The sequence below is a fragment of the Priestia sp. YIM B13489 genome (assembly GCF_042787645.1).
Lineage (GTDB): Bacteria > Bacillota > Bacilli > Bacillales > Bacillaceae_H > Priestia > Priestia megaterium.
Window position 1 is genome coordinate 1783658 of the sequence record NZ_JBHZOQ010000053.1, and the last position, 12167, is coordinate 1795824.

The following is a 12167-nucleotide window of genomic DNA, read 5'->3' on the forward strand; positions in this document are numbered from 1 at the left end:
CCAATACGAGGAAGGAAGATGACAATGTCTAAAATCACATTTATCGGAGCGGGAAGTACAGTTTTTGCAAAAAATATTTTAGGAGACTGCATGTTTGTGCCTGCTTTAGCTGGCTTTGAATTTGCGCTATACGATATAGATGCTGAGCGTTTAAGAGATTCGGAAAATATGCTAAACAATCTAAAAGAAAACTATAAAGTGAATATTACGGTTAAAGCCTATTTGAACCGCAGAGAAGCTTTAACAGGAGCGAAGTATGTGATTAACGCCATTCAAGTAGGCGGTTACAAACCAAGCACCGTCATTGATTTTGAAATTCCTAAAAAATACGGCTTGCGTCAGACGATTGGAGATACAGTAGGAATTGGAGGAATCTTCAGATCACTGCGCACGATTCCGGTCCTGTTTGATTTTGCAAAAGATATTGAAGAAGTATGTCCAGATGCGCTGTTTTTAAATTACACCAATCCAATGGCAACACTAACGGGTGCAATGCTGCGCTATACCAATGTAAAGACGGTAGGCCTTTGTCACAGTGTTCAAGTATGTACAAAAGATTTATTTGATTCTCTCGGAATGAATCATGAAGGAATACAAGAGAAAATCGCAGGCATCAACCATATGGCATGGCTGCTAGAAGTAAAAAGAGATGGGCAAGACTTATACCCAGAAATCAAGCGTCTGGCAAAAGAAAAACAAAAGACAAAGCATCACGATATGGTGCGTTTTGAGCTAATGGATAGGTTCGGTTATTATATTACCGAATCGTCTGAGCATAACGCAGAGTATCATCCATACTTTATTAAACATAAATATCCAAATCTTGTTGATCAGTTTAACATCCCTCTGGATGAATACCCGCGCCGATGCGAAGAGCAAATTAGCAATTGGGAATCAATGAGAGAAGAAATGGTTAACAACAGTCAGTTAACTCATACACGTTCACATGAGTACGGCTCTAGAATCATTGAAGCAATGGAGACAAACGTGCCGTTTAAATTTGCCGGTAACGTATTAAATACCGGGGGCTTAATTAGTAACCTGCCGACAAAAGCGTGCGTAGAAGTTCCATGTGTTGTAGACCGAAGCGGCATTATGCCGACTTATGTAGGAGACTTACCTGAGCAGCTTGCGGCGTTAAATCGTACGAATATTAATACGCAATTGCTAACAATTGAAGCAGCGGTCACTAGAAAAAGAGAGCACATCTATCAAGCAGCGATGCTAGATCCTCATACAAATGCGGAATTATCTATGGATGACATCATTCGTATGTGCGATGATTTAATTGAAGCCCACGGCGAGTGGCTGCCTGATTTTACAGGGAAAGTGAACCAATACGTGTAATAAAAGAATCCTCGGCTTTGATCGGCTGAGGATTTTTTTGTGAGTAGTAAAAGAAGGGAATATCATCCAAATGGATATTGACATTTAAAAAACTTCATCATACACTGTAAGAAGCAAGTCATTTTATACTAAGAAAGGAAAGGTACCGTAGACAATGGATAAGTAATCCTATTTTTTTAGACATTCTTTTAAAACTTTATTTTAAATGAACATTTGTCTAGATAGGATTAGTCTGTACATTTTTAGGTGCCATTTCTATATGTCTTATATGAAGTGATTTCTCCCTTTTTTTACTCTATAAAAAGGGTGCATATTTGCGTATGCCTAATTATGACCTCTAATCCTCTCTAGAAATCCTAGGGAGGTTTTTTTATGTTATTGTTAGAAGCTATAAATATTGAAAAAAGCTATGGAGATCGCCTGCTGTTTCAAGCAGAGAAACTTCAAGTACATCGCGGAGAGCGAATTGGAATTGTCGGGAAAAACGGAGAAGGCAAATCGACGTTGCTTCATATTTTAATGAAAAAAATGAGTCCAGATCAAGGGATTGTACAAACATATGGCCGTTCCTCACTGATTCCGCAGCTTGATGTTCAAGCTACAGGAGCTGTTTCTCCTGAGATGAAAAGTCAGTGGAGTGTGCCAACTGAAGCGGACTTTCTTAGCGGGGGAGAAGAAACAAGAAAAAAAATTGCAGCTGCTCTTTCATCAGGCGCAGAACTGCTTGCAGCCGATGAGCCAACGAGCCACTTAGATGTAAAAGGCGTAGAGAAGTTTGAAGAAGAAATGAAGTCTTTTACAGGCAGTCTCCTGCTGATTTCACATGACCGAGAATTATTAAACCGCCTTTGTACGTCTATTTGGGAAGTAGAAGACGGCAAAATTAACTGCTATGAAGGCAATTATCAAGAATATGTGACGCAAAAAAAACACGCAGTTGAAAGACAGCAGTTTGAATATGAACAGTATGTAAAAGAAAAGCAGCGGCTTGAACTGGCGTCTGAAGAAAAAAGCCAAAAATCAAAGTCGCTTAAAAAAGCGCCGAGCCGCATGGGCAACTCTGAAGCGAGACTTCATAAGCGAGCGGTCGGAAAACAAAAAGCGAAGCTAGACAGAAGCGCAAAAGCGATTGAAACAAGAATTGAAAAGCTGGAGAAAAAAGAAAAGCCAAAAGAAATGGAAGAAATTCATTTTGACCTATCGCAGTTTCATCAAGTGCACAGCAAGCAGGTACTAAGCTTTGACAAAGTCTCAGCATCAGCTGGTAATCATATCTTGTTTCAAAACCTAAAAGGCGGTGTGAAGCCGGGAGCGAAAGTAGCGATTGTCGGCAAAAACGGCGCCGGAAAATCTACGCTGCTGAATATGATTGAGCAGCGAGCAGAAGGCATCACGGTTGCGAAGCCTGTAAAACTCGGCTTTTTCCATCAGCGTCTTGAAAATCTAGATCCCGCTAAAAGCATTTTAGAAAACATTAAAGAAGACAGTCCGTACACCGAGCATTTTATTCGTACGGTACTATCGCGCTTACTTTTCAAACGTGAAGACGTGTATAAAAAAGTAGAGATGCTAAGCGGAGGAGAACGAGTCAAAACGGCATTAGCAAAAGTCTTTTTAGGAAATTATAACGTTCTTCTTTTAGATGAACCGACCAACTATCTTGATCTTCATACAAAAGAAGCGCTGCAGGAAGTATTAAAAGCTTATCCAGGGACGATTTTATTTGTGACGCACGACCGCTACTTTGTTAAAAAGCTTGCGACGCATGTTTTGACGTTAAAACAGTCTAAAGCGGAGCTCGCGGCGATTGAAGACACGGGTAAAAGCAAAAAAGCGTCACAGCAGCAAAATGAAGCGGAGAAACTTGCGCTTCAATTAGAATTAACAAAAGTGATTAGCGAGCTTTCTATCACCCCAGAAGGAAAAGACAAGCAGCGTCTTGAAAAAAGATATGAAGAGCTGTTAGAAGAAAGAAAACGATTAAATAGAAAGGAAGGATAACATCACTTCGCCTAACAATGAATACAATGATGTTACTGAACATCAAAAGCATATTGAAGGAAAAATAACGGATATGAATGTAAAAGGAACGCCCAAAAGAATAAAATGGATTGGGTATGGCATCATTATTTTCTTTGTGATTCTTATTTTAACGATGATCATCGGCGTATTTATCAATTAAAACAAAAAGCAGCCGCTTCAATGTTGAAGCGGCTGCTTTTTTATTTGCCTACTTTTGTAACAATGGCATCTCCGTTTTTTCCAACTCGTACAGTAGCAAAACGAGCTTCGCTTTCCACTTTGCTGCCGGTTCCTTCTGGAATAAAGTAATGCTCAATTCCGTACTGAATTCCCCAGTCGTGATAGCTGCCCGTAATGACAACGTCTTTCTTTTTAGAAGTATACGGTTTATTCCAGTCATCATCCGCTTGGTAGATTTTTGCGTATTTATACACACCTTGTTTGTTAGGGCGAAGAACGAGCTTCACTTTTTCTCCGTCTTTCACATGAGGTAAGGTAACGTGCGCAATGTCGTAATTCAGCTCAACATAATCGCCTTGCAGCAGCGAGCGCGGATCGATCGGCTGTAAAGCGAGCTTAATTTCTTTTCCGTTTTGAAGAAGCACTTCGTTTTTAGTGAAAATGCCGCCCAGCATAATAAGCTGAACAAGAATGATGATCCATACAGCGGTTCGGCTGCGGTCAAGAAACGACGGCTGCGGCTGGTCAGGCGTTGACAGGTCCCATTTCCTGCTTAGGAAAAGAAAGATAAGACCTAAAATAACGAGCACAAGTGATTTATTAAATAAATCCCACACAAAGTCGTAATATTTCATCGCTAAAAAAACAAACCAGAAAATCATGCCGACAATAAAATCATATTTTGGCTCTTTTCGTACCGTCACAAATAAAAAGACGGTCGAAATCACAAAAAACACCGTGCAGTAAATGATATTTAAAAAAGACGGTTCGCTTAATTCAGTCAGCGACAGTAAAAAGATAAAAGCAAGAAGCAGCGCTGCTTTTTTAAACGCGTGGTGTACGTTTATCGCGTACACAGCGGCATTTAATAGAAACAAAGCGAGCAGCACATAATCTATTTTGATAGTGTCATAGTAAGCAGTCGGAACCTTTATTAACAGAAGCCCTTGCACTAGCACAAAAAGCAGCAGACGAACGGGCGTATGCTTCGTGAATACTAAAAGCGCTACAAGTGCGATGACGTAGATAAAAAACAGAATGTCGTCCACAAAAAAAGAAGCGCCGCCGCTAATTAATACGCCCATCATTAAAAGCGTATATTTCACCGTTGGAATATCTGCTTTAATCAAATAACATGCCACAATCAGCAAAACGCCAATCACAAGCATTCCGTTTGTTGGGTACGTTCCTGTAATAAGTGTGACAAGTCCTCCTAAAGAGCTGCTGCCGATCACCGACGCAATGGCCGTAATCCCAATCACCGCTATTCGTTTGATTACGCGGAGCGAGGTTTTTTGTGCTGACGTGTTGGCAGTGAGCCATTTGACAAACCATACGCTTGCACCAATAAATAAAATCACGAATCCTAAAGCTAAGAACAGTGACCATTCAGCGTAGTGTTTAAAAATAAAAGAGAAAAACTGTTCAATAACAAATAAAGCAAATGCCACGATGGAAATCCCTAAAAACGACCTTTGCGGCTCCACTTTTGAAAAATAAAAAAAGGAGCTTAGTAAAAACAGCAAATAAAAAATAATAAGACCAATCCGTAAGCTAGAGCTGCCTGTGAAATCCGGCAGGGAAACAGTTAAAAAAATGTAGTGAAATAAACAAAACGCTGCATACATGATCACAGGAGACGAGCGCTGTTTCTTTTTTATGATCCAAAAGATGAGTAAGTTCACAAACGCCATTCCTGCGTAAAGTAAAAGCGTCTCGTGTTCGCCTCGCTGTGAAACTGCACCTGTTGGTGAAATAAAAAAAGCCATGGTGAATTGAAATAAAACAAACGATAACACGTAAAACGGCTGATACTTTGTAAAAAAGCTAAACAAAATAACCGGCACAAGCCAAATTAAAAACAGCCAGTACGATTCAGCGTGCGTGTTGTAAATTTGAGAAAGAAGCGCGATGCTTAATCCAAATGAAAGAGCGCCGGCCAAAAGCGTCCAGTGACTTAAAAACGCCTGCTGAGGAAGCAGCTTTCGCACCGCAAACGCACTTCCATAAAACAGCAGCATCAGCCCCACGCTCAGCGCAATTTTAGTGTAGCGGTCAAAGCCTTGCCAGTTCGATGCAAAGAAATATAAAATGCCGGACAAAACAAGAGCCAACCCCAGTAAATAACCGAGTCTTACGAGCTTTTCTCTCATACTCAACCTCCTCTTTATATTATGTATATACTAGCGCATGTTTAAATATTTGGAAATAGAAAGAATGAAGGCGTTTTAACAAAAAAATTGTGTAAAAAGGCCTTTTAGTGGCGCGGAAATAACAAGTGAAGTAGTCCAAAAATCTTGATAAATTGTAAATAGTAAGGTATTTTTGGTTATTTTATCCTGAAGAGTGGGTAGTGAACTAAAAACCTACATTATTCCCAAAAAATATAAGAAAACGTGCCGATGTGCTCTCTTTCTTTATTTGATAAGCAGTAAAAGGGAATTAATGTTAGAAGATCCAAGAGATAGATATAAAGGAAGTGTCATCATATGAATGAGATGTTTGTTGCTCATCTGTATACCCAAGTAAAGCAGGCACATGAAGATATCCAGCAGCTTACGGCTAGTAAAAACACGTTAACGGAAGTCAAAGGCGAGCTTGAACATGCAAAGGAAAAGGTGAAAGAACCAGAGCTCACTTCCGCCACTTGGTCAGGCAGCCTTGCTGTTGGGTTTGAAGACATCCGTACGGCTATGTTAGACGAATACGATGATTTGCTGACCCGTCAGCTGACGGATGCCCTTACGACAATTGATACAAAAATTACGGCGCTTCAATCAGATATACAAGGGATGGAACGCGCCATTAAAATGCAAGAAGACGAAGCAAAAGATAAGGTGTGATGCAATATGGCAGACGAAATTAAAGTAATAGATGGTGAAATTAATAGAACGCTTAGTGACCTAAGCGCTGCTGCGCAGCAGTTTCAGCCGCTTTTTCCGTTTCACGTCGGAAGCGGACAAGAACTAGCGGTGCTCGATGAATTAAACCAGCTGAACCAGCAGCTTCAAACGTTAATTGTGGACTATAAGCAAACGCTCCTCGATGATTTGAACGCCACCAAAAAATCCGTGCAGTCCATAAAAGAAGCAGATGAAAAAGCTGCAAACGCCGCTAAATAATGTTCATATTTTATATAAAGCTATCAAAAACAACCTTTCAACCAGCATAGATTTGGCATTCAAATAAAAAGGTTTTATCTAGCGGATGATGCAAGCCTTGTAAAAAGGAGCGTCCGCTTAGGTTTAGAAAAATGACGGGGTTGTTCGTTAACCGTTCGTTGTTTTTCTACATCGGTACAGCTAGGAGGTTACAGATTATTGAAAACACTTGATGTCGATGCTTTTCACGAAAATATTCAAGCTATCTTAGACTCTATTAAAAGTCAAAAAGAACAAATTCAGGGCCTAATTTCACAGGTTCAGGCATTTTCAAGCTTAGATGATGCGTTTAAAGGAAAAGGAGGAGAAGCGATTCGGTCTTTTTACGAAACGGGACATGCTTCTTTTTTAACGCTGTATCATTCATTACTCACTTCCTATGAAGCTCGACTAACTCAAATCACACATGCGCTGCGCTCATTCGAACCGAGCGAAGACGGCTACATTACGCAGCGGTTTCTGCAAGACACTATTCCTACGCATTTAAATCAAACAAGAAATACAACCGTTTCGCTTGTCGATCAAGCGAATGCAGCGATTCAAAAAGTCAGTCATCTTGCTTCAGTTTCAGCGCTTAACGACCAAGGTTTTTTAACAGAAGTAGAACAAGCAAAAAACAAAGCGGACAAAACGATGAACGATTTAGTCCGTTTTGACGAACAGCAAACACAAAGCCTTTCAGCCATTCAAGATCAGCTGACGTCTTTAAACTCGCTGCTTTCTAAAGTGAAAGCTGGGTTTCAAAATGGTTCCATTCAGCCGGGCAATGTAAGTGAGCTGAGCGAGTTAGCGAAAAAAGAGATGACCGATTCAGGAGGCGTCTCGTTTTTTGAAAAAGGCATTCCAACAACCTTGACAAGAAAAGAAAAACAAGAGAAGGTGATAAAGGAAGTAGGTCTTGAAAAGCTGATTCAGCTTCAAGCAATGACGCCTGCTGAACAGTTAAAAGAAATTCACAAGCTTGAAAAAAACTCGCCTTACATAAAAGAAGTGCTAATGCAAGTTCAGCAGGATACAGCACCTGCTAACATGAAAAAACTAGCGGAACTGTCACCTGCAGAGCAAGCAGTGGAACTGGAAAAAAGCCCATACCTGCAGGCGCTCAACGATTCTTCAACTGTAGGCATGCTAACGTCTCAACAGATTCTTCAAAACGCTACGGGCGTTGAGGGAATGCTTATGCAGTCGGTGATGAGTCAAGGACAGATTAGAGATGTGGCACCTGAAAAAACTGCTGAATCCTTTGACTTTACAGAAATCTGTGAAAATCCTAAAGCTAAAAAAGAAGAAACCGGTATAAAAGCTGTAGTCAAGGACGTAGGAGAAGGTGCTATAACCTTAGCAAAAGGTACAGTTACGGGTACTAAAGGCGTAGCACAAGACGTTTGGGCCGGTATGGGAGAGCGAGCAGATAAACGGTACAACTCCTTGTATGACTTTGGAAACTATATAACGATGGGCGGATTTGATGGAACTGTTTCCTTCAAAGAGGGGTTGAATGAACGAGGGGAAAAATCGTTTGATTCACCGTATGACTTTGTCAATCACGCAACGATGGGACTCTTAGATGTAGGGCAGCAGGCACTTAATCCTGACAAACCTCTTTCAAAAGAGCACTGGGAAAACAGCATGTTTCTGTTTGCGAGCGTCATTGGAGGAGCGAAACCCGCAGGAGCCGTAAAATCCGTTCCAAAAGTAACAAACGTTCCGCGTGTACCTGCTCATAAAGCAACCAAAACATTAAGCGATATGCGAAATGTCGTCAGCCCAAAAGCAGCAAGCAATTGGTCGAAGAAGGTGTATGAACCTGTTCAGAAGCAGCTTCAACCTTTACTAGATGCTAAGATACCGACTTTACGCCCTCAACCTCAACTGGTAGGGATAGGAGAGGCGTTACCTGGACAGACCTTTGGTGAAGCGTTAAATGGATTAACGACGTATAATATTGGACGTGTTTCAAAAGGCCAGTCGAATGCGTTGGAGAAAGTGGAAAAGCCAGGTGGTAAGGGTAGGGGTAATCCTGAAAAATCAGATGGGAATTTTAAAGAATATAGAAATGCTAGTCTAAATGAAATAAAAAAACAGTTAGGTATACCAAGGACACAACACCCTATAAGTCAAAAGATGGTTCCTTTAAATGATGGAGCAGGAAATAGAATATTAAATGAGATGAAACAGTCTGTAATGACAAGAGAATTGACATACGAAATAAATGGTCAAACAGTAATAATACAGGATCATTCAGCAGGTCATAAGTTTGGAGAAGGGGGGATTGGTGATCAGCCACCTCATTACAATGTAAGGCCTCCAGAGAATACAAGAACTGGTAAAGTAGAAGGAATGGAGGATCATTATTATTTTAATAAAAGAAATAAAAAATAGGTTATATATTTCATGTAGATATGTATTGTATTTATATCAGAGATATAGTCTTGATTAATTATAAAGCGTGTAAGAGATAGACAACGTATTAATAGAAATAGAGGAGTGTATATATGATTAACTCGAGTAGGATAATGAACCCTCAAGCAGTTACAGGCATTTTTGGTAGGATGCCAATGTTTAACAATTCTGAATTATTGAGTGTTCAAATAAAAAGAGATGGTCCGACATTATTTATTCAATTATCTACTAAAGAGATTGTAAAAAATAAGCCTAAACGGTGGGGGGAATGGGACATAGTATATATTGAAATGTCATTTTTGGGTGTGAAAGAATTGGAAATCAATTCATTTGGAACTATTAATGAAATTGAGGAATTCGAAATTGAAGATATTGGGGAAGGGGGATCTATAAAAATTCAATGTACTAATAGAATGTCTATTACGTGTTTATTTGACTGGGCAAGGATTGAACAAATAAATCCTGGTTTAATAGGTACACCATAAGAATTTATTAAAAAAGGCATAAGTATAAGAACAAAAAAACTTTGTATTTGCATTCAGAGCGCACGATAGATAGAATAATTTATTTAGATGAATATGGACAATGCCAAGGTTGTTTCTGGTGCCACAGAGGATTATTTGAATGGAAATTATTTCACCAGGAGAAAAAACAAAGCGGTATTGCAATGTTTGATATACTAAAAGAAGGCGATTTTAAGTTTGAATTTAGCGGTTTTGGTAAAAATCGTGGTATTTGGACGTTTACACGAGAGAATATTCAACCAAGCTCAATAAGAACCAAAACAAGTCACGTGCTAAGCGTGGCTTATTTTGGTGGAAGCTAATAATAACCACGACGCATGAACGATTTAACTAAACAACTTTGAAATAAGAGAAGCATGTAAGGTGCTACTCTTTATCAATAACTATGTCCTATGTAAAAGTCAACATACATGTTAGGTTTTATAACATAAATTTCTGAATAATCATTTACTTATTCACTTATTTCATGGTATGTTATATGACATAGATATTGTAACTTGCAATATGAGCTGAAAATTAGCCATTGCAATATATACTTATTTTTCTAAATATGCACCTGGACGAGCCGGTGCTCTATACATATATATACGTCTACGTATAACTAGTCAAAAAGAATGAAGGCATTTCTAATTATAGTGCTGTTTGTTCTTTCAAATGAGTATAGTTATAGTAGGTGAAATTTTCAAGACAGTTATTTTGGTTTTTAAGCTGAATTTTTGGAATAGTTTGTTATTTTATTAATCAATGCTTTGCCACTTAGAAGTAGGTATAAAAGTTTACTAATAAAAGAAAATGCAGACGGAATTTAATAAGTTTTTTGGAATTTGTGGGCGATTTTCTCACTTTTTTATCATTTTTGAATAGTTTATAATCATCAGACAATTATACTGTGATATAGTTATAAGTGAGACAGAAAAAGGTGTGTTCTTAGGTCGCACCTGAATTTTTTTACTACGTAAGCAGGAGCGCCTACATCTTTTTACAAATATAGGGGATGAGGAAGGTTATAATGAGCAACGTACAGAAAAAAACAGACGTTATCTTAATTGGTGCCGGAGTCATGAGCGCAACTTTGGGATCATTACTCAAAGAGTTAGCACCTGAATGGGACATTAAAGTATTTGAAAAACTCGCAGACGCAGGGGAAGAAAGCTCGAACGAATGGAATAATGCAGGGACGGGCCATTCTGCGCTGTGCGAACTAAACTATACATCAGAAAAAGCTGATGGATCTATAGATATAACAAAAGCGATCCGAATTAACGAGCAGTTTCAGCTGTCAAGACAGTTTTGGTCTTATCTGGTAAGCAGCAAGTTGATTCGCAATCCGCAAGATTTTATCATGCCAATTCCGCATATGAGTTTGGTACAAGGGGAAAAAAATGTATCGTTTCTGAAAAAGCGTTTTGAAGCGCTGTCAAACAATCCGTTGTTTCAAGGAATGGAGTATTCCGACAGTCCTGACAAACTAAAAGAATGGATTCCGCTAATCATGAAGGGGCGCACGTCAAATGAACCGATTGCCGCAACTAAAATTGATTCGGGAACAGACGTAAACTTCGGTGCTTTAACACGCATGTTGTTTGACCATCTGAAGAATAAAGGGGTTCACGTTCATTACAAACGAAGTGTAAAAGATATTAAACGTAAAAGTGACGGTATGTGGGAAGTAAAAGTCGCAGATGTAGACAGCGGCAAAGTTGAGTACCACACGGCAAAGTTTATCTTTATCGGAGGCGGAGGCGGAAGCTTGCCTTTACTTCAAAAAACAGGTATTCCTGAATCCAAGCATATTGGAGGCTTCCCGGTAAGCGGATTATTTATGGTATGCAATAACCCTGAAGTCATTGCGCAGCATCACGGGAAAGTATATGGAAAAGCCAAAGTCGGAGCTCCGCCAATGTCAGTTCCGCATCTTGATACACGCTATATCGATAACAAAAAGACGCTGTTGTTTGGCCCGTTTGCCGGATTTTCACCAAAGTTCTTAAAAACAGGTTCAAACTTGGATTTAATCAGTTCTGTAAAACCGAATAATATTTTAACCATGCTAGCAGCAGGCGTCAAAGAAATGGCGTTAACGAAATACCTGATTCAGCAAGTGCTGTTATCAAATGAAAAACGTGTGGAAGAACTGCGTGAGTTTATCCCGAACGCTAAAAGCGAAGACTGGGATATCGTTGTAGCAGGCCAGCGTGTTCAGGTAATCAAAGACACGGAAGCCGGAGGAAAAGGAACGCTTCAGTTTGGTACAGAAGTTGTAAGTGCGGCTGATGGTTCTGTTGCTGCACTTCTTGGCGCTTCGCCTGGTGCATCAACGGCGGTTCACGTTATGCTTGAAGTATTGGAAAAATGCTTCCCAGAAAACATGAACAAGTGGGAGCCAAAAATAAAAGAAATGATTCCTTCCTATGGCATGTCATTAGTTGATCATCCAGACTTCTTTAACGAAATTCATGCGTCCACTTCACAGACGCTTGGTTTAATTAAAAAAGAGTCTGTTTATAGCTAAAGATTTTACGCCGTAACA

At 39.5% G+C, this 12167-nt stretch carries 9 protein-coding genes; 8 read left to right on the top strand and 1 reads right to left on the bottom strand.

Annotated features, from left to right (window positions below):
• Window positions 1-24 precede the first annotated feature (24 nt).
• Window positions 25-1347, top strand: coding sequence for an alpha-glucosidase/alpha-galactosidase (gene melA / locus ACFX4W_RS14960; protein WP_165575030.1), 1323 nt, complete (start codon window positions 25-27; stop codon window positions 1345-1347).
• 372 nt (window positions 1348-1719) lie between these two features.
• Window positions 1720-3348, top strand: a complete 1629-nt coding sequence (gene abc-f, locus ACFX4W_RS14965; RefSeq protein WP_280559819.1) for a ribosomal protection-like ABC-F family protein — start codon at window positions 1720-1722, stop codon at window positions 3346-3348.
• Between the two features lie 221 nt (window positions 3349-3569).
• Here the strand turns inward: abc-f and ACFX4W_RS14970 are convergent, their stop codons facing one another.
• Window positions 3570-5702: a GDYXXLXY domain-containing protein gene (locus tag ACFX4W_RS14970; protein WP_280559817.1), complete on the bottom strand. Its 2133-nt coding sequence runs from the start codon at window positions 5700-5702 to the stop codon at window positions 3570-3572.
• Window positions 5703-6038: 336 nt separating this feature from the next.
• Here ACFX4W_RS14970 and ACFX4W_RS14975 point away from each other — a divergent pair, with 336 nt between their 5' ends.
• From ACFX4W_RS14975 to ACFX4W_RS15000, 6 genes are all read left to right on the top strand, one after another.
• Entirely contained in the window at window positions 6039-6392 is a 354-nt protein-coding gene (locus tag ACFX4W_RS14975) for a YwqH-like family protein (RefSeq protein ID WP_165575031.1), read from the top strand.
• 6 nt (window positions 6393-6398) lie between these two features.
• A complete protein-coding gene (locus tag ACFX4W_RS14980; RefSeq protein WP_016764504.1) occupies window positions 6399-6671 on the top strand; it encodes a DUF5344 family protein in 273 nt (90 codons plus the stop codon).
• A gap of 198 nt (window positions 6672-6869) precedes the next feature.
• Window positions 6870-9092 carry a T7SS effector LXG polymorphic toxin gene (locus ACFX4W_RS14985; RefSeq protein WP_280559816.1) on the top strand — a complete coding sequence of 741 codons (2223 nt, stop codon included), beginning with the start codon at window positions 6870-6872 and terminating at the stop codon, window positions 9090-9092.
• 113 nt (window positions 9093-9205) lie between these two features.
• Window positions 9206-9598 (top strand): immunity 50 family protein, encoded by a 393-nt coding sequence (locus ACFX4W_RS14990; RefSeq protein WP_043983075.1) that lies wholly within the window; start codon window positions 9206-9208, stop codon window positions 9596-9598.
• Between the two features lie 182 nt (window positions 9599-9780).
• Entirely contained in the window at window positions 9781-9939 is a 159-nt protein-coding gene (locus ACFX4W_RS14995) for a hypothetical protein (protein ID WP_155726330.1), read from the top strand.
• Between the two features lie 707 nt (window positions 9940-10646).
• Window positions 10647-12149 (top strand): malate:quinone oxidoreductase, encoded by a 1503-nt coding sequence (locus tag ACFX4W_RS15000; RefSeq protein ID WP_013083523.1) that lies wholly within the window; start codon window positions 10647-10649, stop codon window positions 12147-12149.
• Window positions 12150-12167 lie beyond the last annotated feature (18 nt).

Excerpts from the sequence above, each read along its gene's own strand:
- melA (WP_165575030.1), top strand. The coding sequence starts at position 25 with ATGTCTAAAATCACATTTATCGGAGCGGGAAGTACAGTTTTTGCAAAA.
- abc-f (WP_280559819.1), top strand. The coding sequence starts at position 1,720 with ATGTTATTGTTAGAAGCTATAAATATTGAAAAAAGCTATGGAGATCGC.
- ACFX4W_RS14970 (WP_280559817.1), bottom strand. The coding sequence starts at position 5,702 with ATGAGAGAAAAGCTCGTAAGACTCGGTTATTTACTGGGGTTGGCTCTT.
- ACFX4W_RS14975 (WP_165575031.1), top strand. The coding sequence starts at position 6,039 with ATGAATGAGATGTTTGTTGCTCATCTGTATACCCAAGTAAAGCAGGCA.
- ACFX4W_RS14980 (WP_016764504.1), top strand. The coding sequence starts at position 6,399 with ATGGCAGACGAAATTAAAGTAATAGATGGTGAAATTAATAGAACGCTT.
- ACFX4W_RS14990 (WP_043983075.1), top strand. The coding sequence starts at position 9,206 with ATGATTAACTCGAGTAGGATAATGAACCCTCAAGCAGTTACAGGCATT.
- ACFX4W_RS14995 (WP_155726330.1), top strand. The coding sequence starts at position 9,781 with ATGTTTGATATACTAAAAGAAGGCGATTTTAAGTTTGAATTTAGCGGT.
- ACFX4W_RS15000 (WP_013083523.1), top strand. The coding sequence starts at position 10,647 with ATGAGCAACGTACAGAAAAAAACAGACGTTATCTTAATTGGTGCCGGA.